Raw genomic sequence first — 26,495 nt, forward strand, 5'->3', positions numbered from 1 at the left:
CGATGCAGAAAAAAACCGCGTGCCGCTTGCGCGGACACGCGGTTTCATCAGCCTGCGAAGTGATCAGCTCAGTGACTTCACATGACCGATCATTTCCGACACGACACCCTGTGCGGAACCGTAGCACAGACGGCAATTCTCTTCGAAGAACAGCGCGTTCTCGATACCGGAATAGCCTGCGCCCTTGCCACGCTTGATCACGATGACGTTCTGCGCCTTGTCGGCGTTCAGGATGGGCATGCCGTAGATCGGGCTGGTCTTGTCGGTACGGGCCACCGGATTCACGACGTCGTTGGCGCCGATGACCAGCGCCACGTCGGCCTGCGAGAACTCTTCGTTGATTTCTTCCAGGTCGAAGATCTGCTCGTAGGGCACGCCGGCTTCGGCCAGCAGCACGTTCATGTGACCCGGCATGCGGCCCGCCACCGGGTGGATGGCGAACTTCACTTCGACGCCCGCCTCTTCCAGCAGCTTGGTCATTTCATACACCTTGTGCTGCGCGCCGGCCACCGCCATGCCGTAGCCGGGCACGATGATCACCTTCTGCGCGTAGCGCATCATCGACGCGGCATCCATCGACGAGCATTCCTTCATCGTGCCGGTCGGGCCCGAACCGGCCTGCGCTTCGCCGGTGATCGGCGAGAACAGGATGTTGGTGATCGGGCGGTTCATCGCCTTGGCCATCAGCTGTGTCAGCAGCGTACCGGCTGCGCCCACCACGATGCCCGCGATGATCAGCGCCGGAATGCCCAGCACGTAGCCCTCGAAGCCTACTGCCAGACCTGTGAAGGCATTGAACAGCGAAATGACCACCGGCATGTCGGCGCCACCGATCGGCAGCGTGATGATGACGCCCAGCACCAGCGACAGCACGAAGAACGTGATGATCTGGGTCGGCGTCGGGTCGCCGCTGACCACGATGCCGACACCCACCAGAACCGTGACGAGGGCGAGCACGATGTTGACGGCGTTCTGCGCCGGCAACCGCCAGGCCTTGTTCATCAGCCCCTGCAGCTTGGCGAACGCCACGCAGGAACCCGAGAACGACACGGCGCCGATCAGCGCGCCCAGTGTGGCGAGCGTCGTGAACACAATGCCATGCACACCACCGCGCGCAAATTCGAGCGCGGCGATCGCTGCGGCCGCCCCACCACCCATGCCGTTGTAGATGGCGACCATCTGCGGCATGTCGGTCATCTTCACCACCTTGCCCGACCACCATGCCGCGACACCGCCGATGACGATGGCGAGGATGATGAGCCCGAAGTTCTGCATGCCGGGCGTGAAGAAGGTGACCAGGGTGGCCACCACCATGCCGATGCCTGCCCACACGATGCCCTTGCGAGCGGTGACCGGCGAGGCCATGGCCTTGAGGCCGAGGATGAACAGTACGGCGACGACGAAATAGGAGGCGTCGACCAGGAGTTTTGCAGTCACGTTGTCGGCTCCCTCAGTTCTTCTTGGTGAACATGGCGAGCATGCGCTCGGTCACGACGTAGCCGCCGGCAGCATTCGCCGCGCCCAGAACCACGGCGATGAAGCCGATCGCGAGCTGCAGCGGATCTTCCGGATCGGCATGGCCGAGCACGACCATTGCACCGACGAGCACGACGCCGTGCACGAAGTTGGAACCCGACATCAGGGGGGTGTGCAGGATGACCGGCACACGGGCAATCACCTCATAACCGGTGAAGGCGGCGAGCATGAAGATATAGAGCGCTTCCATCATTCGATCCTTTCTTTTTTGGTCTGGCTCAGAGGCCGAACACCTTCTTCACCATCGTGTGACGCACCTCGCCACCGTGGGTGAGCGCGGTACCGGAGATCACATCGTCTTCCCAGTCCGGCACGAACTGGCCGTCCTTGACGAAAGGTGACAGCAGGTTGAAAAGATTCTTGGCATACATGTCCGACGAATGTACCGGCATGCGCGACGTGATGTTCGTCGGGCCGATGACGAGGGCGTTGCCCACATGCACCGACTGGCCGGCGATCGTGCCGTCGACATTGCCACCGGATTCGCACGCCATGTCGACCACGACGGCACCCGCTTTCATGCCCTGCACCATGTCGAGCGTGATGATGCGCGGCGCGCGCTTGCCCGGGATGGCCGCGGTCGTGATGAGCACGTCCGCGTTGGCCACCGCCTTGCCAAGTTTCACGGCCTGCTGCGCCTTTTCCTCTTCCGTCAGTTCGCGCGCATAGCCACCGGCACCGGCCGCCGAAACGCCGGTATCGACGAACTTGGCACCCAGCGACTCGATCTGTTCCTTGGTTTCCGGCCGCACGTCGTAGGCTTCGACGATGGCGCCCAGGCGCTTCGCCGTGGCGATGGCCTGCAAGCCGGCCACGCCGGCACCGATCACCAGTGCGCGGGCCGGGCGGATCGTGCCCGCAGCGTAGGTCAGCATCGGGAAGAACTTCGGGCACTGGCCGGCGGCGATCAGCACGCACTGATAGCCGGCCACAGCTGCCTGCGAGGACAGCGCATCCATGCTCTGGGCGCGCGAAATGCGCGGCACCAGTTCGACCGCGAAACTCGTGATGTTACGTTCGGCCAGCCGCATGGCCCGCGCGCGGTCTGCATAGGGCTGCAGGAAGCCGGTCAATACGGCGCCCGGCTTCAGCGATTCGATCTGCATATTGGTCGGCACACCGACCCGCAGCACGATATCGGACTGCGTGTGGATCGCTTCGCTGCTGTCCGCGATCGTCGCGCCCGCAGCGACATAATCCTCGTCGCTGTAGTGGCTGCTTGCGCCTGCGCCGGTCTGGACCTGAATCGCGGCGCCCAGTGCGGCAAACTTCTTGACCACTTCGGGCGTGAGCGCCACGCGCTGTTCGCCCTCGGCCGACTCCTTCGGCACACCAATGGTGACTGCCATGTACCCTCCCCCGTAATGAACTTCCTGCGCTGAACATCGTGCTGCCGGGCCGCGTCGATGGCGCGGCGGTGCCGATGTTTCTGAATGCCCGGGCGAACGCCGAAACTGCCCCCCGGCCGGCTTCGCATACTATCCTCAGGCAGCGCGGTGCGCAGCGGGGTATACCAAAATAAAGGTTTACTTATGAATCGACAAACTACGCCGAAACGCATGCGCAGCACGTCGCGCCGCTCAAGCAAACGCGGCCTGGCGCCCGGGTCGGTGGTGTTCATCGGCGCAGCGCGCGAGCAGGCGGCGGGCATCTCGCTGATCGAGTACGGACCGGACGCGTTGCAGGAAACCCGCTTCACGTCGCTGGAACAGTCGCGCCTTCACGCAGCGACGCAGCGGCTGCGCTGGCTGAACGTCTATGGCGTGCACGACACGAGCGTACTGGCCGAGATCGGTCAGCGCTTCGATCTGCATCCGCTGGTGCTGGAAGACATCGCCAATACCGAACAGCGGCCGAAGGTAGAGGACTACGGCGATCAGCTTTTCATCGTCGCCCGAGTGCTGCAACTGTCCGATGACGGTCACACGCTGTCATCGGAACAGTTCAGCCTGGTGCTCGGCCGGGACTTCCTGCTCAGTTTCCAGGAGCGCCCGACCGGCAGTTTCGAACCGGTGCGCGAACGCCTGCGCAAATCGCTCGGCAGCCTGCGCAGCAGCGGGATCGACCTGCTGGCCTACAGTCTGATCGATGCCGTGGTGGACAACTACTTCGGCGTGATCGAACGTATCGACGATCGACTGGATCGACTGGAGGAAGCGGTGTTCGAGCGCCCGGCGAGTGCGCAGATCGCCATGCTGCACGAGGCGAGACGCGACACCATGGCACTGCGGCGCGCACTGTGGCCATTGCGCGAAGTGATCAGCAGCCTGCAGCGCGGCGACCATCCACTGGTGACGCCGGAAACGCGTGTCTATCTGCGCGACGTGCAGGACCACCTGACATTCCTGATCGAATCGGTCGATGCGATGCGCGAAACGCTGTCCGGTCTGCTGGATGTGTACCTGTCGGCGATGAGCCAGCGGGTGAATCAGGAGGTACGCATTCTGACCGTGATCACCACGCTTTTCATGCCGGCCGCGCTGGTGGCCGGTGTGTTCGGCATGAATTTTCGCCACATGCCCTGGCTGGATTCACCACATGGCTTCCTGCTGGCACTGGCGCTGATGACCGGCATCGCGGCGCTGCTCGGCATGCTGTTCTGGCGCCGGCACTGGATGGACTGAGCCGTTGCGGCCAGGCGGCCTCGCTCAGTCCTTCATGCTGCCCAGCCTGCGCCGTGCGGAATCCAGCCGTTCGCGTTCGGCCTTCTCGCGCGCTTCGATATCGATCAGCTTGATGAGGATGAGCGATACATTGTCGCCGGTCGGCCGCCCCCGATCCCGTGCGCGCTTGATCAAGGTTTCTGCCGCCTCGCGGGCGGAAAAGACGGACAGCACGCCGCCGATTTCCTCGTCGGAAAAGTAGGCCCACAGACCATCCGAACAGATCAGGAAGCTGTCGCCATCGGCCAGGTCGGTAGCGCCGCCGTAGTCGATCATCGGCTCCTTCTGCGCACCGAGGCAGTGCAGAAGCAGATTGCGCTGCGGATGCGTCTTGGCCCCTTCCTCGTCGAGCCGACCCTGGCGGATCAGTTCGCCGACCAGTGAGTGGTCCTGACTGATGGCGACACGCTTGTCATGACGAAAATGGTAGATGCGCGAATCACCGCAGTGCGCCCAATCGACGCGACCCGACTGCATCAACAGCACGCAGGCGGTGGAATGCGGATCCTGCTCGGTCGTGAAACGGGTGAGCTTGATCACCACGTGCGCTTCCTCGACCACACTGCGCAGCAGGTCTTCCGGTGTTTCGACCGCGGGCGCGTAGGCCTCGAAGTTGTCGCGCGCCTTCATCACGACCTGCTCGGCCGCCATCGCACCGCCGCTGTGCCCGCCCATGCCGTCGGCGAGCACTGCCATCAGCATGCCCTTGTGGCGGCTGTGCGGGAAGACTGCGGCGCGGTCCTGCTGTTCCTTGCGGTCACCGATGTGCTGCGCAACGCAACTGTCTAATTTTAGTGCCATGAAGGATTCCGGATACGTCCCCTGATTCTAGCCGTGCGGGCGGGTCCGCTGCGATCCGCGTCACCCGGCGTCACAAACACCGGAAGATTGTGACGAATGTTCACACCGCGAGACTGACGTGCCGTTCATTGATTTCATCGATGTATTCGTCCAGCGCCGCAGCGTGGATACCGAGTTCGGACAGGATTTCCGGCCCGCGCACCGCCCACGACGGATCGCTCAGCCCCTTGTTGCGCAGGTAGATATGGGTGGCGAGCGCGACGATGCCTATGGTGCTGCGCAGCCCGAAGGTATCGTCGTCCGGCATGGAGTGATGGTGCTGGATCGCCTGCACGATCAGTTCCGGCAGGCCCCAGTTGCGGGCAACCCAGTACCCGACCGTGGCGTGATCGAGGCGATAGCTCGTGTTCTCGAGCGCGAGATCGACCCAGGCCGCGTCGTCATCCAGATTGAGCCGCTTCCAGTACTCCGGGAAGCGGGTGCACAGCAGCGGCACGCCACAGTCGTGGAACATCGCCGCCAGATAGGCCTGGTCGGGGAATACATTGCACACCGCCACACGTTCGCTGGCGATCTGCGAGGCGATGGCGGCGATTTCGTCGCAACGCGCCCAGAAGTGCGTCATCTGCGGACCGGCTCCGCTCGCCACCTGACGGATCGAAATGCCACGCACGAGATTCACGGTCTGCGACAGACCGACCAGCATCAACACCTGCTCGGCATTGCTCGGCGCGCGTCCGCGGCTGTAGGCCGGCGATCGACACAGTTTGAACAGGGCCGACAGCACCCCCGGATCGCGCGAAATCGATTCAGCCAAATCGCCCACTTCGAAATCCGGCGTACGCATCAGGTTGTCGATTTCCATCAGCAGATGCGGCTTGGCCGGCAGCAACACGGCGGTGGAATCGAGCAGGGCTTCTGCGGTGTCGGGCATCGTACTGCGAGCGTTTTGCATGGTGGGGTTCTCTCTTCTGGATCTATTGCGGGTTACGTCAATCAACGGCAGGAATTGCCGCAACTTGAACCGCAAGCGATACGCTCAGGCAGCCGTTGTCAGCGCCTCCTCCAACCATTCGATCCAGTGCCGTACCGGGGTTCCGGTACCAGTCTGCAGGTGCGCGATACAGCCGACATTGGCACTGGCAATACCCTTCACCGGTGCGGACTGCAGCGCATTCAGCTTGTTGTCGCGCAGCGTGCGCGAAAACTGCGGCTGAAGCAGTGAATAGCTGCCGGCCGAACCACAGCACAGGTGGCTGTCGGTGACCGGTACAAGGTCATACCCGGCGGCTCGCAGCAGGCCTTCGGCCAGACCGCGCACCTGCTGGCCGTGCTGCAGCGAACAGGGCGGGTGATACGCCAGCGGTGCCGCTGCGGGCGGCTGCGCCGCGAACAGACCTTCAACCTGCACCCGCTCGGCGTGCAGGATTTCCGACAGGTCCTTCGTCATCGCGCCGACACGCGCGGCGCGCTGTGCGTACTGCGGGTCATCGGCCAGCAGATGGCCGTACTCGCGCACCGTGGTGCCGCAGCCGGAGGCGGTCATCACGATGGCTTCGATTTCGCCGCTGTCGATGGCCGGCCACCAGGCGTCGATCAGCGCTCGCATGTCGCGCCGTCCGCCGTCCTGGTCATTCAGGTGAAAGCGCAAGGCGCCACAACAACCGGCACGCGCCGACTCGACCAGCGAAATGCCGACCAGATCGAGCACTCGCGCCGCAGCCGCATTGACGTCCGGCATCAGCGCCGGCTGCACGCAACCGGCCAGCACCAGCATGCGCCGCGCGTGACGCACCGGTGGCCAGCTGCCGGCATCGCGCCGCGGCGCCACCTTGGCGGCCAGCGAGGCGGGCAGCAACGGTCGGGCGAGCCGGCCCAGCGCCAGTGCCGTGTTGAACACACCCCGTCGCGACAGTCCTTCCCGCAGCACCCAGCGCGCCGCGCGTGCGGCCAGCGGCCGTTGCGTGCGACGCTCCGCCACGGCACGGCCGATATCGACCAGTTCGCTGTAGCGCACACCGGACGGACAGGTGGATTCGCAATTGCGACAGGTCAGACAACGGTCGAGGTGCGGCAGCACGGTCTCGGCCGGTACGGTGCCCTCGAACATCTGCTTCATCAGGTAGATGCGGCCGCGCGGGCCGTCGAGTTCGTCGCCGAGCAGCTGATAGGTCGGGCAGGTCGCGTTGCAGAAACCGCAATGCACGCACTTGCGCAGCACTGCCTCGGCAGCGTCGCCCTCCGGCGTGCTGCGGATGAAATCGGCCAGTCCGGTCTGCATCGGGGTCGCTCTTAAAGTTCGGGGTACAGCCGTCCGGGGCTGAACACGCCGGACGGATCGAAAGCCTTTTTCAGCCGCTGGCTGACCGCCATCACTTCGGGCTTGAGCGGTTCGAACACGCCGAGCGCCCGGTCCATGGTCCGGCCGCCACGGAACAGCGTGGCATGGCCGCCCAGCGCGCCGACCACGTGACGCAGCGCATCGGCGTCGGTGTCGCTGCGCAACCAGCGCTGCAGGCCGTTCCATTCGGTCAGGCTGTCGCCTTCGAGCGCCAGATGCGGCGCCATCGGTGGCAGCGCGACGCGCCACAGCGGTGCATCACCATCGAAGAAGGCGTGCGTGTGATTGCGCACCGACTGCCACAGCGCGGCCGCTTCGACAACGTCGACCACTTCGCCGCCGATCAGCTGTGCCGCGGCATCGAGCGCAACCTGGGCGCCCGACAGCCTGACATGGAGCCGGCCACCATGCCAGCAAGTGGCAGAAATCGGCAGCGGCTGCGCGCCCCACTCGCGCAGGCGCCGCAGCGCGGTCGTATTGTCGAGTTCGAGCAGGCGGGTCTGTTCGGCATGGGGCAGCGGCAGCACCTTCAACGTCACGTCGAGAATGAGGCCCAGTGTGCCGAAACTGCCGGCGATCAGGCGCGATACGTCAAAGCCCGCAACATTCTTCATCACCTGGCCGCCAAAGCGCAGCACGCGCCCCTGGCCGTCCATCACGGTGACGCCGAGCACGAAGTCGCGCAGGCTGCCGGCGGCCATGCGGCGCGGGCCGGACAGGCCGCTTGCCACCATGCCGCCCACTGTGACGCCGGGGCCGAAGAGCGGCGGCTCGAACGCCAGCATCTGCTGCCGGCCGGCCAGCAGTGCTTCGATGTCGGCCACGCGGGAGCCAGCGTGCGCCGTGATGTAGAGCTCGGACGGCTCGTAGGCGATGACACCCTGGGCACCGCGCATGTCGAGCGGCGCGCCGGCGAGCTGCTGCGCGAGAAAATCCTTCGAGCGACTGCCGTGCGGGCGCAGCGTGCGGCCTTGCGCGGCTGCATCCAGCACCATCTCGCGCAGCGTCGAATGAAAAGGATGGGTCATCGTCAGAAGCGCGGCAGGTCGGGGTGCGGCAGCTCGCCATGATGCACGTGCATGCCCCCCATTTCGGCGCAGCGGTGCAACGTCGGCACCGCCTTGCCCGGATTCATCAGACCGGCAGGATCGAAGGCTGCCTTCACGCGATGAAACATGTCGAGCTCACCGGGTGCGAACTGCACGCACATCTGGTTGATCTTCTCCAGCCCGACGCCGTGCTCGCCGGTGATGGTGCCGCCCAGCGCGACCGACAGTTCGAGGATTTCGACGCCGAAAGCCTCGGCGCGGTGCAGCGAATCCGCATCGTTCGAATCGAACAGGATCAACGGATGCAGATTGCCGTCGCCCGCGTGGAACACGTTCAGGCATCGCAGGCCGTACTTGTCCGACATCGCATTCATCGCTTCCAGCATGTCGGCCAGCTTGCGCCGCGGAATGGTGCCGTCCATGCAGTAGTAATCGGGCGAGATGCGGCCGGCGGCCGGGAACGCAGCCTTGCGGCCGGCCCAGAAACGCAGCCTTTCGGCTTCGCCGTCGGACACGCGGATTTCGATGGCACCGGCGGCGTCGAGCAGCGCGCGCACGCGGGCAATCTCGTCCTCCACTTCTTCCGCCGTGCCATCGGATTCGCACAGCAGGATGGCCGCAGCATCCAGCGGGTAACCGGCATGCACGAACGCTTCCACTGCCACCGTCGTTGCCTGGTCCATCATTTCCAGTCCTGCCGGGATGATGCCGGCCGCAATGATGTCGGCCACCGCCTGACCGGCGCGACGCACATCGTCGAAGGCGGCCAGCACGCAACGCGCCACGCGCGGTCGGGGCACCAGCTTCACGGTGACTTCGGTGACGACGCCGAGCAGCCCCTCCGAACCTATGGTGACGGCCAGCAGGTCATAGCCCGGACAGTCCGGCGCGGCGCTGCCCACCTCCATCACGTCGCCGGCCATGCTGACCATGCGCACACGCAGCACGTTGTGCACCGTCAGGCCGTACTTCAGGCAATGCACGCCTCCGGAGTTCTCCGCCACATTGCCGCCGATGCTGCAGGCGATCTGCGACGATGGATCCGGCGCGTAATACAGGCCGTGCGGCGCGGCTGCTTCCGACACCGCAAGATTGCGCACGCCCGGCTGGACCACCGCCTGCTGCGCCAACCGGTCGACCGACACGATGCGGTTCATGCGCGCCGTCGACAGCACGACGCCCTGCTTGTGCGGCGTGGCACCGCCGGACAGTCCGGTGCCGGCGCCGCGCGGCACCACCGGCACACCGAGCCGGTGACAGGTACGCAGCACGGCGACCACCTGCGCCTCGGTCGTCGGCAGCGCGACGGCAAGCGGCATCTCGCGCATCAGCATCAGGCCGTCGCACTCGTAGGCACGCAGGCGACCGGAGTCCGTGATCAGGCAGTCGGCCGGCAGCACGCGTGACAGCTCGACAATCAGCGCAGCCGGGGAAATCGCCGCGGGTGTGGCGGCAGCGGCGTGGATGTGGGCGGTTTCGGCGTGGGCCTGCGGCAGTGCGCTCATGGCTCGTTTTCGGGTGCGATCATGCGGTCGATGATACCCGCAGACATCCGCAACCGCGGACGCTTGCGACGAAGCGACCCGGCGACACCGAACGTTGCCGACTAGAACGACGGCTGGCCCGGCATGAGCCGCCGCTGGTGGAGCGTGTGCTGTGGGAGCTGTCCCTGTGGGAGCTGTCCCTGTGGGAGCTGTCCCTGTGGGAGCTGTCCCTGTGGGAGCTGTCCCTGTGGGAGCTGTCCCTGTGGGAGCTGTCCCTGTGGGAGCTGTCCCTGTGGGCGCTGTCCCTGTGGGAGCTGTCCCGGTGGGAGCGGTCCCTGTGGGAGCGGTCCCTGTGGGAGCGGTCCCTGTGGGAGCGGTCCCTGTGGGAGCGGTCCCTGTGGGAGCGGTCCCTGTGGGAGCGGTCCCTGTGGGAGCTGTCCCTGTGGGAGCGGCGGCCTCGCCGCGATACGCACTCTGCTCAACGATTGTCGAGGCACAATCGCGGCGAGGCCGCCGCTCCCACATGTGCACGTTGCACTGCGACCATCGCAGCACTGATCGCGGCGAGGCCGCCGCTCCCACGGGGGGGGGGCCGCGCTGATCGAGGGGAGGCCGCCGCTGCCGCAGGGATGGCGCCTGCTGGCGCTTTCCGCTGCAAGTGAATGCGCTTCAGGCTTTCTTCTCGACGTAGATGGCGCGGAAGTCGTTCACATTGGTCAGCGTCGGTCCGGTCACGATCAGGTCATCGATGCCATGAAAGAAACCGTAAGCATCGTGCACATCGAGCATGTGGCGGGCGTCGATGCCGTTGGCGCGCGCGCGCGCCAACGTATCGTCGGTCACCAGGGCACCTGCGTTGTCCTCGCTGCCGTCGATGCCGTCGGTATCGCCGGACACCGCATGGATGCCGGGCATGCCATCGAGCGCAATCGCCAGCGCAAGCAGGAACTCCGAATTGCGGCCGCCGCGCGGCGTCTGCCCAGGCTTGATCTGGCCCAGTGTCACCGTCGTCTCACCGCCAGACAGAAGCACGCAAGGCGGCGCCAGCGGCGTGCCGTTGATCGCGCACGCCTTGGCAAGCCCGGCCAGCACCTTGCCGGCGTCGGCAGACTCGCCCTCGATCATGTCGCCCAGCACCAGCGGCGTCACGCCGTGGGTGCGCGCCACCTCGGCAGCAGCCAGCAACGAAGCCTGGGCGGTCGAAACCGTGCGCGTTTCGCAGCGCGCCAGACGCGGGTCATCCGCCTTCGGCGTTTCGGATTCGGGGCTCGACAGCCAGTTCATGACCGCAGGCGGCACTTCGATGTTGTAGCGGCGGATGATGCCCAGCGCATCTTCGCGCGTCGTGGTGTCGGGCACCGTCGGGCCGGATGCGACCACCGCCGGGTCATCGCCCGGTACATCGGAAATGACCAGCGTGAACACGCGCGCCGGATAGCAGGCCTGCGCCAGCCGGCCGCCCTTCATCGACGACAGGTGCTTGCGCACGCAATTCATTTCCTGGATCGCCGCGCCGCTGGCCAGCAGCGCGCGGTTGACCGCCTGCTTGTCCTCAAGCGTCAGCCCTTCGGCCGGCGCAGACAGCAGTGCCGAACCGCCGCCGGATATAAGCGCGATCACCAGATCATCTTCGGTCAGTCCCTGCACCGACTGCAGGATGCGTTTCGCCGCCTGCTGGCCGGCCGCATCGGGCACCGGATGCGACGCCTCGACCACTTCGATGCGTCGGCACGGCGCGCCGTGGCCGTAGCGGGTCACGACCAGTCCGGACAGTTCGCCCGGCCAGTTATTCTCGACCGCCAGCGCCATCGACGCGGCCGCCTTGCCGGCGCCGACCACCAGCGTGCGACCCTTGGGCGGCGGCGGCAGGTTGGCCGGCACGCACAGATTCGGGTTGGCAGCGTCGAATGCCGCCTGGAACAGTTTGCGGAGGAAGTCTTTCGGGTCGATTATTTTCTGGGTCATGCTTGCGGCAGCTCCATGTGTTGCATCCGGTCAGCACCTAGCGCGGTGACCATGGGAATATATGAAGAATTCTAACTGGTGCGGCCTTATATATAAGCCGTCTTATAATCAATAGCTCTTATCCATCTCATCACTAGCAGCCATGGGCAACCGACTTTCAAAAATCACGACGCGCACCGGTGACAGCGGCGAAACCGGCCTGGGCGATGGTACGCGGGTGTCGAAATACAGCGCCCGCGTGCACGCGCTGGGCGATGTCGACGAACTGAACAGCGCGCTCGGCGTGCTGCTGTGCGAATCGCTGCCGCCTGATCTTGCCGCGCTGCTGACCGACATCCAGCATGATCTGTTCGACCTCGGTGGCGAGCTTGCCGTACCGGGTTACAACCTGGTCAAGCCCGAACAGGTGGCGCGCCTGGAAAACGAACTGGAACGACTGAACGACGAACTCCAGCCGCTGAAGGAGTTCATCCTGCCCGGGGGCACGCGCGCGGCCGCACTGTCGCACCTTGCACGCACGATCTGCCGACGCGCCGAGCGCGCGGTGATCGCCGCCGCCGCTGAAGGTCAGGTGCCGGACGCCAGCCGCCAGTACCTAAACCGCCTGTCCGACCTGCTGTTCGTCATCGGCCGCACCTTCAACCGGCTCGATGGGCGAGGCGACGTGCTGTGGCAACGTGGACGCGCGCACGATGACAAGGCAGGCTGAGCATCGCTGCCATGGATGGACGGTGAATCTGCATTCCTCCGGTCTTCGATAAGCTCGCCTCGGCTGACCAGCCCAACGTGATCCCGACCCCCGACGCGCCGATCGGCGTATTCGACTCAGGCCTCGGCGGCTTGTCGGTGCTGTGCCATGCACGGGCGCACCTGCCCGCCGAGGACTTTCTTTACGTCGCCGATTCAGGCCATGCGCCCTATGGCGAGCGCAGCGCCGACTGGATACGCGCACGCAGCCTGACGCTCGGCGAATTCCTGATCGGCCACGGCGCGAAGGCGCTGCTGATCGCCTGCAATACTGCGACTGCAGCCGCAGCGCATGCCCTGCGCGAACGCTGGCCGGAGGTGCCTGTAGTCGGCATGGAGCCGGCGGTCAAACCCGCCGCTGCCGCCACGCGTTCCGGTGTGGTGGGTGTCCTTGCCACCACGGGCACGCTGGCCAGCGCGCGCTTCGCTGCGCTGCTCGACACCTTCGGCCGTGACGTCCGCGTGATCACCCGGCCCGGTACGGGACTGGTCGAAGCGGTCGAACACGGCGAACTGGACACCCCCGCCACGCGGGCGCTGATCGCGTCGCATGTCGAACCACTGCTGGCCGACGGTGCCGACGTGATCGTGCTGGGCTGCACGCACTACCCCTTCCTGCGCCGGTGGGTCGAGCAACAGGCCGGCCCGGCGGTACAGGTCATCGACACCGGCGATTCGGTGGCCCGCCAGCTGGTGCAGCGGCTGCACGATGCCGGACTTCTGCGCGGGGGAAAGGCGGCAGGAACCGAAAGCTTCTGGTCCTCGGCCGCCTCGGAAACCGCTGAGCGGGTACTGCAGCGCTTGTGGCATGCGGATGCGCGGCTCGCAGCCTTGCCGGCATGAAAAAAAATCCCGCACACATGTCCGATTGGTTGACGAATCAGACAGGTGCGCGGGTAAGACCGAAGGGTTGGCCAAGGGAAGCGGTGGCCGGGGCGATGAGCCGCCCCGGACGAGTCCCGGCGGCGTCAGCCAGTGAGCCGCAGCGGGTTGTCGGGTTGAAGGGATGCCATCTGTCGTGGGTGGGACGGGCAATTCTGACGACCCGTCCAATGACTGCGATCGCTGCATGCAGCGCCCGGCATGAAGCCGGCCAGAACGAGCCGGAGGCGTACCGCATCGTCCATGCACAGGATTCCGAACATCTTCGCGTGCCCCAGCGACGTCAGACGTGACGTGCGCCACCCGGGTTTGGGCAGGGAAGCAAGCGGGCTGGGCGCGAGAGTGATGGACACGGATGATTCGGGTTGCAGTGAATGACGCGAGATGCTAAAAACTTTGATCCATTAGTACAAATATTATTTTTTTCTTGATTCGATAATAAAAAGGTTATGAACATTACGCTCCGTCAGTTGCAGGTGTTTGCGAAGGTGGCTGAAACAGGCAGCTTCACGCGCGCCTCGGAGCAGCTCTTCCTGACCCAGCCGGCGGTGTCCCAGCAGGTGCGGCAGCTGACCGAAACAGTCGGCGAGCCCTTGTTCGACACCATTGGCCGGCGCACCTTCCTGACCCCGGCCGGCGAGGAACTGCTGTCGGCGTGGAAGGGCATACAGCTGCAGTGGCAGCAGTTCGAGGAAAACCTTCAGGCGACACGCAGCCTGCACCGCGGCACACTCAGGCTGGCTGCGGTCAGTACCGCGAAGTACTTCGTGCCGCGAGTGCTCGGCCCGTACTGCGCGCAGCACCCGGGCATAGACGTGAAACTGGAAGTGGCAAACCGCGACCGTCTGATCGAGCGCATGCAGGCCAATCTCGACGATATGTACGTCATGACGAAGCCGCCCGAAGACATGGATCTCACCTGCGACTCCTTCCTCGACAATCCGCTGGTCGCGATAGCGCCGGCGTCGCACCCATTGGCCAATGCCGGCATGCTGAAGCTGCAGGACCTTGCGGAAGAGCGTTTCATCATGCGCGAACAGGGCTCGGGCACGCGCATCGCTATCGAGAACTACCTGTCTCAGCAGGGCGCCACGCTGAATGTGCGAATGGAACTGGGCAGCAACGAGGCCATCAAGCAGGCGGTGGCAGGCGGAATGGGCTTGTCCATCCTGTCACGCCATACGCTGCATCGCGATCCGCTGCTCGAGGACGAAGTGGTCATCCTTCAGGTAGAGGGGTTTCCGCTGATGTCACGCTGGCAGGTGGTCCGGCTGCAGCAGCGTCGCCTGTCGCGTGCAGCCGAAGCCTTTCTCGAATTGCTGCAGGCCTGGATACCCGCCTATCTGGGCACCAAGGGCATGGGAATCTGACGGCCTCGATTCCCGACCAACGGACCAAGCGGTGCACCAGGGGTGGCGCGAGTTGCCCGAACCCGTTATCCGCGCGACGTCACTGACGTCAGTGGAATGCGCCGCTCAGAAATCCTGCGATCCGACCGGGGGAATGCGGGAGCTTGTCGCGCATTCCCGGAACAGAACCGTCGATCGTGCGTCACATCAGCCGTGCGATCAGCGCAGCAGGAAAACCGTAACCGCCAGCCAGCCGGTCATTGCGACGATCAGGTGCGGGTCGCGGAACAGGTCATGCGACGGATCACCGCCACCACCGCGCCGGTGCAGCATGTACAGGTAACGGAACAACCCGTACAGCACGAAGGGCAGCGTGTAGATGAGATCCGCCGTGCCATGGATGCGCACCGTGTCCTCATCGACGGTGTACAGCGAGTAAGCCACCACAGCGCAGGCGCCGGTAATGGTGATGAACTGGTCGAGCAGCGCGGGCGAGTAAAGATCGAGCACCTTGCGGTGCGCACCACCCGCCTCGTCCATCAGCATCAGTTCGGCGCGCCGTTTTGAAAAGCCGAGAAAGAGGGTCAGCAGCAGGCCGCACATCAGCAACCAGTTCGACGGGGGAATATCCAGACCGGTGGTCCCGGCGAGCAGGCGCAGCATGAAGCCGGCGCTGATCAGGAAGACGTCGAGCACCACCACGCGCTTGAGTCCGTAGCTGTAGCCGAAGTTGATCAGGCCGTAGATGCACAGCAGATGGACCAGCGTGTCACCGACCTGCCAGGCCAGCAGCAGCGAGCCGATCGAGCAGGCCGACATCAGCAGGATGGCAACCGACGGCGACAGCGCGCCGGATGCCAGCGGCCGCTGCCGTTTCGCCGGGTGCAGCCTGTCCTGCTCGATGTCGCGCAGATCGTTCAGCGCATACACCGCGCTCGACATCAGGCAGAAGGCGAGAAAGGCAACGATGGCCGCCTGCACCGTGGCGCTGTTGTGCCAGGCGTGGCCGAACAGCAGACCGAAGAACACGAAACCATTCTTCACCCACTGGTGGGGTCGCAGCAACTTGAACGCAGCGGCAATCATGATCGGTGGCCGGATGGCAAACCTTCAGGCATTCAGCGGAAGTAACGCTCTTCGAAATAGCAGCCCTGCTGCGGCAGCCAGCCCGGAATCGCGTACCAGTAGCGGCGCGCCGGTTCGAGCACGCCGGCATGATAGGCCGTGAAATCGAAGCTGTGGCCGCGGATGCGCCAGAACTTCGCACCGCGCACCGTGAGCAGATCGACCTGCACGTCGCGGAAATACGGCGTGTAGTCGGTCAGCACCGGCGCTTCCTTGCTGAGCACCAGCACATCGCGACCGTCGAGGCGGCGGAAGTCGGTCAGCATGTCGTCGTGGCGCGCATGGCTCGACGCCGGACCGAACACCGGCCAGTAACGGCGGTGGTTGTATCCGACGGTGACCGACGGCGAGTAGCCGTCGGTCATCAGTTCATAGCGATTCACGTCGTCACCGAGCGCGGCGATCACCTCGTCCGCCTTGACCGTCTGCACCACGCCGGCGTACTTGCGTTCGCCCAGCAGCGAGGCCCAGCGCTCGACCGGCTGGCTGGCCACCGCCAGCACGGCCGCCACATGCACGGCCGCGATCACGGCCGCGAACCTGATCGTCCGCTGCAGCGTCACATCGGACACGCTGCGCCCATACAGCAGGAACACCAGCGGCACGAAGGAAAACACCCAGTGCAGGCCGATCGTCTTGACCAGCGACAGCAGACCGAAGATCGACAGCGGCACGATGACCAGCGAGGGCAGCGCCGCCTGACGCAGCCAGGCGCCCGGCGCGCGCAGCAGGCCCCAGACGACCATGGGCGTCAGCAGCCACACCATCATCGCGCCGTAAAGCAGCGGCGTTTCCCACGAAAGGTGGGCGTTGCCATGGCGGTTGAACACGTTGAACATCACGTTCGCCCAGCAGTGCTGACTGTTCCACCAGGCGTTGTACAGCCCGGCCGGCAGTGCGCACAGCACGAGCAGCGCCAACGCCTTCCATTTCCAGACGGCCGGCCGCCACAGCGCCCAGGCGATGTAGGCGAGGCCGAGCAGCACTGCGAAGTACTTCGACAGGAAGGCGCCGCCCAGCAACAGGCCGCTCAGTGCGAACAACCCGTAAGTGCGGCCGCGCAACGCGCTCAGGAACACCAGCGCGGAGGCGACACTGAAATACACCAGTGGAATGTCGGTGGTGATGAGCACGTCGAGTACGCTGGCCGGCGCGAGCAGCACCAGTGTGGCCACACCCCAGCGCGTGGCGTGCGGATCGTCGCGCAGAAAGGCGAGCAGCATGAAGGACAGCAGTGCCGGCTGCAGGATGGCCGGCAGGCGCAGCCACCATTCGGCTTCGGATACGGTGATCAGCCCGGCGAGCCACCAGCCGACCATGGGCGGGTGGTCGTAAAAGCCCCCGGCGGGAATCCTGCCCCACCAGTAGAAATACGCCTCGTCGCCGGTGAATGGCAGCGCTGCGCCCAGCCAGCCGCGGAACAGCAGCGTGAGCAGCAGCGCCACAAAGTAGAAACGGCGCCAGTTGTGGGCTGGCGCCGTTGCGGAGAACAGGCTCACCGATCAGTCGCGGTCGGCAATGGCACGACGGCGCGCGCGCACGGCTTCCGCCAGCGTGTCGAGCAGCTCTATGCTTTTCTCCCAGCCGAGGCAGGCGTCGGTGATGCTCATGCCGTACTCCGGCTCCTTGCCGGCGACCAGATCCTGACGGCCTTCCTTCAGGTGCGATTCCACCATGACGCCGAAAATGCGCTCTTCGCCGCAGGCGAGCTGGGCCGCAACGTCGCGCGCCACGTCCATCTGCAGCGCGCACTGCTTGCGGCTGTTGGCGTGCGAAAAGTCGATCATCACCTTGGCCGGCACACCGGCAGCGGCCAGTTCGCGGCACACCTTGTCGACCGCCTCGGCGTCGTAGTTCGGTTCCTTGCCGCCGCGCAGGATGACGTGACAGTCTTCGTTGCCCCCGGTCGTGACGATGGCGGAGTGGCCGGCCTTGGTGACCGACAGGAAGACGTGCGGCGCCTGCGCCGACTTGATCGCATCGGACGCGATGCGCACATTGCCGTCGGTGCCGTTCTTGAAGCCGACCGGGCAGGACAGTCCGGATGCCAGTTCGCGGTGCACCTGGCTTTCGGTGGTGCGCGCGCCGATCGCGCCCCAGGCCACCAGGTCACCGGTGTACTGCGGCGTGATGGTGTCGAGGAATTCGGTGCCGGCCGGCAGGCCCAGTTCGTTGACTTCAAGCAGGATGCGGCGCGCCAGACGCAGGCCGTCGTTGATCTGGAAGCTGTTGTCGAGATACGGATCGTTGATCAGACCCTTCCAGCCCACCGTGGTGCGCGGCTTTTCGAAATAGACGCGCATGACGATTTCGAGGTCGGCCGACAGACGCTCGCGCTGTGCCATCAGCAGTTTCGCGTACTCCATGCCCGCCTTGTAGTCATGGATCGAACAGGGTCCGATCACGACCAGCAGCCGGTCGTCGGCGCCGCGCAGGATGCGGTGAATCGCCTGGCGCGCGCCGAACGTGCTCTGCGCAGCAACATCGCTGGCCGGCAGGTCTTCGAGCAGCTTCATCGGCGGGATGAGTTCGCGGATATCCTTGATGCGGACGTCGTCGGTGATCATTTGCATGTGAGCGTTCATGGCCTTCAGTTCGGGGACCGCGCAGGCACGGGAGCCGGTAAAAAGTTGGAGATTCTAACCCGGCACGCGTTTTCGTTCGATGACGACGCTGCCGCAGGCGTCAGTGCGGGCTGTCGTGCCTGGAGTCGTGCATCGAATCGTGCTTCGAATCGCGCCACAGCAGATGGACCGCCAGATAACCGACGATCGCTCCGGTGCACGCCATGATGAACAGCCCGGTGACCAGCGGCATGCCGGCCGCACCGAGCCAGATCCAGAACCCTTCCAGCCAGCCGGTTGCGAGCTCGCCGATCTTTTCGGCCGACTGTTCGATGTTCTGAACCTCGCGGTCGGAACCTGGCCGGTCGAGCACGAAACTGCCCAGTTCGTAGGCGGCCCAGTAGATCGGCGGAAAAGTGAATGGATTGGTGATCAGCGTACAGCCTGCGCTGATGGCCACATTTGCCCGCATTGCAAACGCCGTCGCGATCGCGAACAGGAACTGTGCGAACGGAATCAGCAAGCCGAAGAACAGGCCGATCGATACGGCCTTGGCGACACTTTGTCGGTCGGCATGCCACAGCCGGTCGTCGGACAGATAGCAGGCAAACGGCGCCAGCCAGCGTATCGCGAGCAGTTGTTCGCGGGTGGGCATCCAGCGGGCGAGAAAGGGGGGCATGGGTTGGGCGCCGCAATCCAGTGGATGCGGCGGCAGTCAGTCAGTGATCGGAATGTCGCTCAGGCCGTGCCGCCCACGGTCAGTCCGTCGATGCGCAATGTAGGCTGGCCGACACCGACCGGAACGCTCTGGCCTTCCTTGCCGCAGGTGCCGACACCGCTGTCCAGTGCCATGTCGTTGCCGATCATCGACACGCGGGTCAGCGCGTCCGGACCATTGCCGATCAACGTTGCCCCCTTGATCGGATAGGTCACCTTTCCGTTCTCGATCATGTATACCTCCGCACCTGAAAACACGAACTTGCCGCTGGTGATATCGACCTGACCACCGCCGAAATTGACGGCATAGAGGCCTTTTTTTACCGAGCGGATGATTTCTTCCGGCTCGCGGTCACCATTGAGCATGTAGGTGTTGGTCATGCGCGGCATCGGCAGATGCGCAAAGCTTTCGCGCCGGCCGTTGCCGGTGGGCGCCACACCCATCAGGCGCGCGTTCAGGCTGTCCTGCATGTAGCCGACCAGAATGCCGTCCTCGATCAGCGTCGTGCAGCGAGTCGGATTTCCCTCGTCGTCTATCGTCAGCGAACCACGGCGATCCGGCAGCGTACCGTCATCGACAACTGTAACGCCGCGCGACGCCACCTGCTGACCGATGCGCCCGGCGAAGGCGGAACTGCCCTTGCGGTTGAAGTCACCCTCCAGACCATGGCCGATCGCTTCGTGCAGCAGGATGCCCGGCCAGCCCGGGCCGAGGACCACGCTCATCGTGCCGGCCGGCGCCGGACGTGCGTCGAGGTTCACCCGCGCCTGATGGACCGCCCGTGCCGCGTAGTCGCGCAGCACTGCATCGGTGAAATAGCCGTAGTCGAAACGGCCGCCGCCTCCGCTGGAGCCCTGCTCGCGACGCGCGCCGTCCTGCATGATGACGGTGACCGACACGCGCACCAGTGGCCGCACGTCAGCCGCCATGTGGCCGTCGTTGCGCATCACCAGCACGGTTTCATGGGTGCCGGCGATATGCGCCATCACCTGCGTGACGCGGCTGTCTTCCGCACGGGCATAGCTTTCGAGCCGCTCAAGCAGTTGCACCTTCGCGGTGTCGCTGAGCGAGGCATGCGGGTTGGCGGCCGAATACAGCGGTCGCGGCAGCTTCGCTTTGTTGGTCAGCGTGCGCGCAGTCAGGCTCTGGCCCTGAGACGCGATTGCACGCGTCGCGCGTGCTGCCGCTTCCAGCGCCGGCGCGCTGATTTCGTCCGAGTAGGCGAATGCGGTCTTTTCGCCCTGGATCGCGCGCACGCCCACGCCCTGCTCGATATTGAAGCTGCCCGACTTGACGATGCCCTCTTCCAGGCTCCAGGCCTCGCTGCACTGGTGCTGGAAATACAGGTCTGCGTAGTCGATGCGGTGTGAGGCAAGCAGTCCGAACACCCGGTCGAGGTCATTGCGCGCCAGATCGAAGGGTGCGAGCAGCGTTGACCGCGCGGTGTCCATCAGATCGAGGCGGGGTGATGCGGCCTTGATGCCGGTCGTGCGGGTGGAACCTGTCATGGGTCAGTGCATCCTTTTGAAATTTGGGGCCAGCATCTCTGGCCAGCCTAGCGTCCGAGCCTGCCCGCGATGGCATCTTCTTCCTGTCGCGGGAAAAAATACTTGTACATCGACTTCTCTTCCTTCAGATCGCGCCAGCGCCCGCCCAGTTCATCAACCCGACTGCGATACGTCTCGCGCGTCAGCCTGAGCAATACTGCGGGTGCGCCGACACGGCTGCACATGCGTTCCTCGGCGGCCGGCACGAAGGACAGATATTTCTCGTAGAACACACGGTGGCGCGGGTTCACCTCGATCAGCACGTCGTCGCAGTGCTGCAACCGGAAGGCGTAGATGCACATCAGGTGGAACAACGTGCCCATCAGGCGCTTCGACTTGACCGACTGTTCCACCGCAAACTTGCCGAATTCGCAAACGCGACGCCCGTCTCCGCGCAAAGCCGCCATCACGTCGGGGTAGGTTTCGTCAGCCGACAGTCCCGTATCGGAATCGAGATTGACGGTAATCGTTCCATAGATGTGGCCGTCGAACTCGGCCACAAGGGTGATGCGGTTCGGCACCTCGTCGATCTGCTTCTTGGTGTGGTAGCCACGCCACGAGTACATCTTCTCGATCAGCAGGCTGGTGCCTTCGCGCTTCTCATTGTCGCTGCTCAACAACCGCACCCGGAACTTGTCCTTCTGCTGCGCCATTTCACGCGTGCCGGCGATGTCTTCCTGCTCGATGCACATGGAGCGCAGCCGGTCGACGTCCATGACCGTGACTTCAGCCAGCGTATGCGGAAACTGCGAATGTGGACGGGTAGGTTGATCAGCCATGATGACCTCAGCAACAAATGTTCAGCATGAAAGGCGTCGGTGCCCCAGAGCAGGAAGATTTTGACGGATTTCAACGAGATAGTCCTCGTTCAGATCACCCAGGACCACGCCCGGGCCACGCGCCAGACGATTCAGCACCTGACCCCACGGATCGATCAGCATCGAATCGCCGAACGTACGTCGCCCCGACGGATGCACGCCACCCTGCGCCGATGCCAGCACGTAACACTGATTTTCGACAGCGCGCGCGCGCAGCAGAAGTTCCCAGTGCGCACGACCGGTCGTTTCGGTGAAGGCTGCGCCCAGCACCAGCAGTTTCAGGTTGCCGAGCGCGCGGAAAAACTCCGGGAAACGCAGGTCGTAGCAGATCGACAGACCGACCCGCCCGAACGGCGCCTCGAAGGCGACCGGCGTACTGCCTGCCTCGATCGTGCGTGCCTCGTCGTAGTTTTCGGCACCGCGCGTGAAAGCGAACAGATGGATCTTGTCGTAACGCGCCACCTGACGGCCGTCCGGTCCGTAGGCCAGACAGGTGTTGCGCACCTTGTCCGGCCGTTCGGCGACGAGCGGCACCGAACCGCCGACCAGCCAGACGCCGTGCCGCTGCGCAGCCTCCGACATGAAGCGCTGGATCGGGCCATCACCCTCGGTTTCGCGAATCGCAATCTTGTCGGATTCGTCGCCCGAAATCAGCGCGAAGTACTCTGGCAGCGCCACCAGCTTCGCACCCTGACGGGCGGCTTCGGCGATCCAGTGCCCGGCCTCGTCGAGGTTGTCGGCGACATTCGGCCCGGACACCATCTGCACGGCAGCAACACGATTCATCGCGGAAGTATTCATGGCAAGCCTTTCAGTTTGATGATGCGCCGCCACAGCACGCCGCGGCAAGCCGCGCATCCGAAAACCTGATCGTGCCGCCGGACTTCATTTTTCCGCCTGCTCGCCAGCGGGTGGCACCGCAAGCTTGGCCACGATCGGGTCGTCCCACGAACCGGTCACGCTGTACCGGAAAGCGAAAATCTGGCCGAGCGGATCGCGCAGCACCTTCTGCGCAAGGTAGGTGGCCACACCGACCGCCGGATTGGCGATCAGCACGCCGACCGACACACTGTCGCTGAGCGCGGGCTGCACGCGCACGACCAGATTCTGCGTTTCGGCCGCGATATCCGCGCTGCCGCTGATCCGCACGCGCGCGGCCGGCCCGGCCAGTTCGAAGTCTTCGGTTTTCATGATGCCACGCTCAACCGCCACATTGCCTTCGATCAGGTCGAACGCGAAACCTTCGCTGAACACGTCCCGGAAATCCAGCGTGATGCGGCGCGGCAGCGCCTGCAGGCTGAGGATGCCGAGCAGGCGCCCCGCACCGGGGTTGATCTTGCTGAACTGCCCCTTGCTGACCGACAGCTTGAAGGCACCAGAGAGCGACGGATAGTCGATCGACAGCGGGTTGCCGTTCCAGCGCAGGCTGCCCTGCATCTCGGCGGTGCCCCGGCGCAACGCATCGGCGTGACCGAGCCGGTCGAGCAGCTTGCCGGCGTCGTCCGCCCTGATCGAAAAATCGAGCCGCGTCTCGCGCACGCCGCCGGGCGCACCGAGCGGCTTGCCCCAGGCGCCGCTGGCATCGAAACTGCCCTCCGGCAATTCGAGCGCCAGACGGTCGATCAGCCAGGCGCGCCGCTCGTTGCTGGCCTGCAGCGCCAGCTTGCCCAGCGTCTTGCCGTCGAGCACGAAGCGCGCTGCTTCGATGTCCAGCGCGGGCAGATCCTCAAGTACGTCGGCCGCGTCCGCTTCTGCATCGGCCAACGCCTGCACGCCCGGCTCGCCTGCCGTATTGATCAGCAAGTGGTCGAAGCGCGCCTGCAGACGGCCCTTGCCCTGACCGGACCAGTTGATGCGGCCGCGCGCCTGCGCACTCGCCAGATCGATCTCCCAGGCGTCGCCCTCGCGCTTCGCATCGGCCTTGACCGCATCGAGCCAGTGGTCCATCAGGCGCACATGTTTGGCCTCGAGCCGCACCCGGTCAAGCGGCAGTTCGTCGTCGTCGCGGTCCGCCGCACTGACCGTTCCATCGTCTGCCGGCCGCGGCGCGAACGCGCGGCGCAAGGCGTCCAGGTCGAGCGTGTCGGCACGCAGCGACAGCGCAAGGCCGCGCTCCGGCATCGCCGGCTGTAGCGGCAGCCCGATCGCACCCCGGTCGATCACCCAGCCGGTCGGCGTCGTGCGGCGGACGATGTCGGCGCTGGCCAGATCACCAAGCGTGATGCGAAGCAATTCGCGGTCAGGACCGATGACGGGCAGGCCTCGTCGGGCCGATTCACGCGCGTCGAGCGCACCGGTGCGTTCGATCCTGAGCGCCATGGGCGTGCCGGCCGCCTTCCCCAGCGGTGCCGGCAACGTCGAGACAAGCTGGGCCAGATCGGCCTCCAGCGTGATGTCCATGTCGTTGCGGCGCACACCGAGGCGGGCCTGCCAGGCCACCGTACCTGCGAGCGCCGCCAGCCAGGGCTGACCCATCTGGGCACGCAGCGCCTCCATCGATGCGCGTCCGCTGGCGGTCACATTCACCACACCCCCGCCCGCCGACAGGACATCAAGCGTCATCGGAAAGCCGAGTGCCGTGGCCTGCGCACTGCGCACGGTCAGCGTGCTTTCGGTGAATGAGATCTTGCCGGCCGCATCGGTCAGCGGCGGCAGCGCATCGTCGATGACCAGTCGATTGCCGGCGAAGGTGAAATCGCCTTCGATCTTTGCGTCCTGCGAGTGGCGCAGCGGTATGGCCAACGACACATTGAGACGGCCATTGCCTTCGGCGCGCATGCCGCGGGTGAAGCCGTCAATGCGCCCGGCCACCGGGCTGATGTCGATGTAGCGCAGGAATTCCGACGTGACGCCGCTGGCCGAGCCGCGCACCAGCAACAATTCCTCTGCCCCGTCCAGGTCGGGGATTTCGGCCGTCGTGGCCCCCAGCTTCGTGTTCAGGATGCGACCGTCGCGCGACGTGATGAGCATGCGCGCACCTTCGAACAGCACGTCGGCGTCAAGTCCGGTGATGGCCGGCCAGGTGCCGCCGAAGGCAACCGTCACGTCTTCGGCCTTCACCTTGACCTGAAAGACGCCGGGTTGCCCGCGATCGAACGGGAAATCGTCCAGCTTGCCGCGCAGCTTCAGCGTGGTGTCGGTAGAGCCGCCCGCCACCAGGGCCTCGCGCAGCCAATCGCGCGTGTCGGCACCGATATACAGCGGAAGGTAGCGCCAGATGGCGCGCGCGTCGCTTCGCTGGAGGCGGCCGTCGAGATCGAGTTCGCCTGCGGTATTCGACAGCGTGCGGTAGCGACCGCTCAATTCGCCTTCAACATCGGCATTGCTGAACGCCACGGATTCGAGCGCGACGGTGGTTTCGCCGTCGCTGCGCGACCAGCCGGCACGCAACTTGAAACGGGCGAAGGTGATCTGCGGCTCGGCGAACACCGTCGGCAGGTCGAAGGTCAGTCCCGGCGCATCGACCAACACGCTGCCGCGCGCATCGCTGCCTTCGAGCTTGCCGCTCAGTCCGACCACCCCGGGCACATCGCCGCGCGCACTGAAGCCGATGCGGTCGAGCCCGGCGCTGACGCGGAAACCGAGCGGCGCCGACAGCTCGCCGGTCCATCCGGCGTCAAGGTCGGTCAGCCGACCGTGCGGCGCATGATCGCGCAGGCGCTCACGCAGCGGGTCCGGCAGCGGAATGAAGTCGGACAGCCGGGTCAGTGCGGCGAGGTCGAGCACGCTGGCCGACATTTCGCCCTGCCCGGCACGACCGTCGGCGGCGGCCTGCCAATTCAGGTCGAGGCTGGTCGGCCGCACGCGCACGCCATCACGGGTCACCAATTGCAGCTGACGCGCGGTGGCAGTCACCCGCGTGCGGCTGAGGTGCTCGGCACTGATGCGACCGGACAGACTGACCAGATCGAGCTGCGGCAGATCGGGCAACAGGCGCAGCTTCACGTCCGACAGCGCCAGTTCACCGGTCACGGCATTCAGCGTGGCGCCGTCGAAATTCGCCCAGGCGCGTACGGCACCGCGCCCCTGGGGCAGATCAACCGGGTAGTCGACCCAGCGCTGCCAGATGGCGAGATCGGCGTTGTCCAGCGACACGTAAAGCTCACCCGACGCGCCGGCCGGCTGGGTGATGTCGGGCAGTTCCACGTCGCCCCTCAGTTCCAGTTGCCGGGCCAGTTCCGCCGGCGGTGTGGCAAGCAGTCCGAAGCGGTGCCGGTCGCCCGCATTGTCCAGTCGCAGATTGACCTGGGTCAGCTTCAGCGGCGGCGCACCGGCCCGGGTTTCGTCGTGCCACTCGAGCTCTGCATCACGGATGTTGATCTGCCCCTGCGCGAGCAGCCACGGCAGAAAGCCACCTCGCGTGCCGTCCTGCCGCAGCGCGAGCCCGGCGACGTGGAGTACGCCGGCCTTATCGCGCCGGACCTGCAGTGCAGGACCGTTGATGTCGAGCCGATGCAGGTGCATGCGTCCGCGCACCAGCGACGAAAAGCCGAGCGCCGCATCGACCTGTTCCAGCCGCAGCGCCGGCTGACCGGCTTCATCGAGCAGGGTGACACCGCGCAGCGCGAGATGCGGATGCAGGCCGCTCCAGTCGGCGCGGATGCTGTCGATGCGCACCTCGCGCGCCAGCGCCTCGCCCACCAAACCTTCGATCTGCGTGCGGTAGGCATCCACCTGCGGCAGCAGCAGGTGGCGCGCGCCGAGCACGACCAGCGCCACGACAATCCATGCGACCAGCAGCACGTCGAACGCGCGGCCGGGCAGTCGCCGCCACAAGGGCCGCACAGGGCGTATGTCTGCGGACGGGAGGGTAGCGTCAGCGGCGGAAGAATCAGACAAGATCTGGACCTGCAGCCAAAAGGAAGATGACTGCGTTTGTGGGACGATGCGGGAGTTTACCCGCAAC

General features: G+C 65.3%; 21 protein-coding genes. 4 read left to right on the forward strand and 17 right to left on the reverse strand.

Annotation, left to right across the window (positions count from 1 at the left end; all coding sequences use genetic code 11):
• Window positions 1–63: 63 nt before the first annotated feature.
• From NMQ16_RS08230 to NMQ16_RS08240, 3 genes are read right to left on the reverse strand one after another with little or no spacing between them, the layout of a single operon-like run.
• Window positions 64–1,437, reverse strand: coding sequence for an NAD(P)(+) transhydrogenase (Re/Si-specific) subunit beta (locus NMQ16_RS08230; protein WP_257080054.1), 1,374 nt, complete (start codon window positions 1,435–1,437; stop codon window positions 64–66).
• Between the two features lie 13 nt (window positions 1,438–1,450).
• Window positions 1,451–1,726 carry an NAD(P) transhydrogenase subunit alpha gene (locus tag NMQ16_RS08235; protein ID WP_069040710.1) on the reverse strand — a complete coding sequence of 92 codons (276 nt, stop codon included), beginning with the start codon at window positions 1,724–1,726 and terminating at the stop codon, window positions 1,451–1,453.
• A gap of 28 nt (window positions 1,727–1,754) precedes the next feature.
• Window positions 1,755–2,885, reverse strand: a complete 1,131-nt coding sequence (locus NMQ16_RS08240) for a Re/Si-specific NAD(P)(+) transhydrogenase subunit alpha (protein WP_257080057.1) — start codon at window positions 2,883–2,885, stop codon at window positions 1,755–1,757.
• A 183-nt stretch (window positions 2,886–3,068) separates the two neighbouring features.
• Between NMQ16_RS08240 and corA the strand changes: the two genes are divergently transcribed.
• The gene (corA, locus tag NMQ16_RS08245; RefSeq protein WP_257080058.1) at window positions 3,069–4,160 is read left to right on the forward strand and encodes a magnesium/cobalt transporter CorA; all 1,092 of its coding nucleotides are present in this window, start codon (window positions 3,069–3,071) and stop codon (window positions 4,158–4,160) included.
• Window positions 4,161–4,184: 24 nt separating this feature from the next.
• Here the strand turns inward: corA and NMQ16_RS08250 are convergent, their stop codons facing one another.
• The 6 genes from NMQ16_RS08250 to NMQ16_RS08275 form a co-directional block, all read right to left on the reverse strand.
• Window positions 4,185–5,000 (reverse strand): PP2C family serine/threonine-protein phosphatase, encoded by an 816-nt coding sequence (locus tag NMQ16_RS08250; RefSeq protein WP_257080059.1) that lies wholly within the window; start codon window positions 4,998–5,000, stop codon window positions 4,185–4,187.
• 100 nt (window positions 5,001–5,100) lie between these two features.
• On the reverse strand, window positions 5,101–5,934 hold the full coding sequence (locus NMQ16_RS08255) for an HDOD domain-containing protein (RefSeq protein WP_257080060.1): 834 nt from the start codon (window positions 5,932–5,934) through the stop codon (window positions 5,101–5,103).
• A 105-nt stretch (window positions 5,935–6,039) separates the two neighbouring features.
• Window positions 6,040–7,281 (reverse strand): glycolate oxidase subunit GlcF, encoded by a 1,242-nt coding sequence (glcF, locus tag NMQ16_RS08260; RefSeq protein ID WP_257080061.1) that lies wholly within the window; start codon window positions 7,279–7,281, stop codon window positions 6,040–6,042.
• Window positions 7,282–7,292: 11 nt separating this feature from the next.
• Complete coding sequence (gene glcE, locus NMQ16_RS08265) at window positions 7,293–8,369, reverse strand: glycolate oxidase subunit GlcE (RefSeq protein ID WP_257080062.1); 1,077 nt, start codon at window positions 8,367–8,369, stop codon at window positions 7,293–7,295.
• A 2-nt stretch (window positions 8,370–8,371) separates the two neighbouring features.
• Window positions 8,372–9,895 (reverse strand): FAD-linked oxidase C-terminal domain-containing protein, encoded by a 1,524-nt coding sequence (locus tag NMQ16_RS08270; RefSeq protein WP_257080063.1) that lies wholly within the window; start codon window positions 9,893–9,895, stop codon window positions 8,372–8,374.
• A gap of 648 nt (window positions 9,896–10,543) precedes the next feature.
• Complete coding sequence (locus NMQ16_RS08275; protein ID WP_257080065.1) at window positions 10,544–11,839, reverse strand: glycerate kinase; 1,296 nt, start codon at window positions 11,837–11,839, stop codon at window positions 10,544–10,546.
• A gap of 142 nt (window positions 11,840–11,981) precedes the next feature.
• Here NMQ16_RS08275 and NMQ16_RS08280 point away from each other — a divergent pair, with 142 nt between their 5' ends.
• From NMQ16_RS08280 to NMQ16_RS08290, 3 genes are all read left to right on the forward strand, one after another.
• A complete protein-coding gene (locus NMQ16_RS08280; RefSeq protein ID WP_257080066.1) occupies window positions 11,982–12,548 on the forward strand; it encodes a cob(I)yrinic acid a,c-diamide adenosyltransferase in 567 nt (188 codons plus the stop codon).
• A 77-nt stretch (window positions 12,549–12,625) separates the two neighbouring features.
• Complete coding sequence (murI, locus tag NMQ16_RS08285; protein ID WP_257080067.1) at window positions 12,626–13,429, forward strand: glutamate racemase; 804 nt, start codon at window positions 12,626–12,628, stop codon at window positions 13,427–13,429.
• A 488-nt stretch (window positions 13,430–13,917) separates the two neighbouring features.
• Window positions 13,918–14,838, forward strand: a complete 921-nt coding sequence (locus tag NMQ16_RS08290) for a LysR family transcriptional regulator (RefSeq protein ID WP_257080068.1) — start codon at window positions 13,918–13,920, stop codon at window positions 14,836–14,838.
• A 198-nt stretch (window positions 14,839–15,036) separates the two neighbouring features.
• On the opposite strand, the gene NMQ16_RS08295 is transcribed toward NMQ16_RS08290, so the two are convergent.
• The 8 genes from NMQ16_RS08295 to NMQ16_RS08330 all read right to left on the reverse strand — a co-directional run bounded on the left by NMQ16_RS08295 (window position 15,037) and on the right by NMQ16_RS08330 (window position 26,374).
• Window positions 15,037–15,903: a decaprenyl-phosphate phosphoribosyltransferase gene (locus NMQ16_RS08295; protein ID WP_257080070.1), complete on the reverse strand. Its 867-nt coding sequence runs from the start codon at window positions 15,901–15,903 to the stop codon at window positions 15,037–15,039.
• 32 nt (window positions 15,904–15,935) lie between these two features.
• Window positions 15,936–17,441, reverse strand: a complete 1,506-nt coding sequence (locus NMQ16_RS08300; protein ID WP_257080071.1) for a glycosyltransferase family 39 protein — start codon at window positions 17,439–17,441, stop codon at window positions 15,936–15,938.
• Window positions 17,442–17,444: 3 nt separating this feature from the next.
• Window positions 17,445–18,515: a 3-deoxy-7-phosphoheptulonate synthase AroG gene (gene aroG, locus NMQ16_RS08305; protein ID WP_257080073.1), complete on the reverse strand. Its 1,071-nt coding sequence runs from the start codon at window positions 18,513–18,515 to the stop codon at window positions 17,445–17,447.
• A 112-nt stretch (window positions 18,516–18,627) separates the two neighbouring features.
• Window positions 18,628–19,185, reverse strand: a complete 558-nt coding sequence (locus tag NMQ16_RS08310) for a DUF2062 domain-containing protein (protein WP_257080075.1) — start codon at window positions 19,183–19,185, stop codon at window positions 18,628–18,630.
• Window positions 19,186–19,244: 59 nt separating this feature from the next.
• Window positions 19,245–20,732, reverse strand: coding sequence for a metalloprotease TldD (tldD, locus tag NMQ16_RS08315; RefSeq protein WP_257080076.1), 1,488 nt, complete (start codon window positions 20,730–20,732; stop codon window positions 19,245–19,247).
• A 47-nt stretch (window positions 20,733–20,779) separates the two neighbouring features.
• A complete protein-coding gene (locus NMQ16_RS08320) occupies window positions 20,780–21,550 on the reverse strand; it encodes a long-chain N-acyl amino acid synthase (protein WP_257080077.1) in 771 nt (256 codons plus the stop codon).
• 21 nt (window positions 21,551–21,571) lie between these two features.
• Window positions 21,572–22,390 carry a carbon-nitrogen hydrolase family protein gene (locus NMQ16_RS08325; RefSeq protein ID WP_257080079.1) on the reverse strand — a complete coding sequence of 273 codons (819 nt, stop codon included), beginning with the start codon at window positions 22,388–22,390 and terminating at the stop codon, window positions 21,572–21,574.
• Between the two features lie 84 nt (window positions 22,391–22,474).
• A complete protein-coding gene (locus NMQ16_RS08330; RefSeq protein ID WP_257080103.1) occupies window positions 22,475–26,374 on the reverse strand; it encodes a YhdP family protein in 3,900 nt (1,299 codons plus the stop codon).
• Between the last annotated feature and the right edge of the window lie 121 nt (window positions 26,375–26,495).

The organism is Methyloversatilis sp. XJ19-49, assembly GCF_024580145.1.
Classification (GTDB): Bacteria; Pseudomonadota; Gammaproteobacteria; order Burkholderiales; family Rhodocyclaceae; genus Methyloversatilis.

Excerpts from the sequence above, each read along its gene's own strand:
- NMQ16_RS08235 (WP_069040710.1), bottom strand. The coding sequence starts at position 1,726 with ATGGAAGCGCTCTATATCTTCATGCTCGCCGCCTTCACCGGTTATGAG.
- NMQ16_RS08240 (WP_257080057.1), bottom strand. The coding sequence starts at position 2,885 with ATGGCAGTCACCATTGGTGTGCCGAAGGAGTCGGCCGAGGGCGAACAG.
- corA (WP_257080058.1), top strand. The coding sequence starts at position 3,069 with ATGAATCGACAAACTACGCCGAAACGCATGCGCAGCACGTCGCGCCGC.
- NMQ16_RS08250 (WP_257080059.1), bottom strand. The coding sequence starts at position 5,000 with ATGGCACTAAAATTAGACAGTTGCGTTGCGCAGCACATCGGTGACCGC.
- NMQ16_RS08255 (WP_257080060.1), bottom strand. The coding sequence starts at position 5,934 with ATGCCCGACACCGCAGAAGCCCTGCTCGATTCCACCGCCGTGTTGCTG.
- glcF (WP_257080061.1), bottom strand. The coding sequence starts at position 7,281 with ATGCAGACCGGACTGGCCGATTTCATCCGCAGCACGCCGGAGGGCGAC.
- glcE (WP_257080062.1), bottom strand. The coding sequence starts at position 8,369 with ATGACCCATCCTTTTCATTCGACGCTGCGCGAGATGGTGCTGGATGCA.
- NMQ16_RS08270 (WP_257080063.1), bottom strand. The coding sequence starts at position 9,895 with ATGAGCGCACTGCCGCAGGCCCACGCCGAAACCGCCCACATCCACGCC.
- NMQ16_RS08275 (WP_257080065.1), bottom strand. The coding sequence starts at position 11,839 with ATGACCCAGAAAATAATCGACCCGAAAGACTTCCTCCGCAAACTGTTC.
- NMQ16_RS08280 (WP_257080066.1), top strand. The coding sequence starts at position 11,982 with ATGGGCAACCGACTTTCAAAAATCACGACGCGCACCGGTGACAGCGGC.
- NMQ16_RS08290 (WP_257080068.1), top strand. The coding sequence starts at position 13,918 with ATGAACATTACGCTCCGTCAGTTGCAGGTGTTTGCGAAGGTGGCTGAA.
- NMQ16_RS08295 (WP_257080070.1), bottom strand. The coding sequence starts at position 15,903 with ATGATTGCCGCTGCGTTCAAGTTGCTGCGACCCCACCAGTGGGTGAAG.
- aroG (WP_257080073.1), bottom strand. The coding sequence starts at position 18,515 with ATGCAAATGATCACCGACGACGTCCGCATCAAGGATATCCGCGAACTC.
- NMQ16_RS08310 (WP_257080075.1), bottom strand. The coding sequence starts at position 19,185 with ATGCCCCCCTTTCTCGCCCGCTGGATGCCCACCCGCGAACAACTGCTC.
- tldD (WP_257080076.1), bottom strand. The coding sequence starts at position 20,732 with ATGACAGGTTCCACCCGCACGACCGGCATCAAGGCCGCATCACCCCGC.
- NMQ16_RS08320 (WP_257080077.1), bottom strand. The coding sequence starts at position 21,550 with ATGGCTGATCAACCTACCCGTCCACATTCGCAGTTTCCGCATACGCTG.
- NMQ16_RS08325 (WP_257080079.1), bottom strand. The coding sequence starts at position 22,390 with ATGAATACTTCCGCGATGAATCGTGTTGCTGCCGTGCAGATGGTGTCC.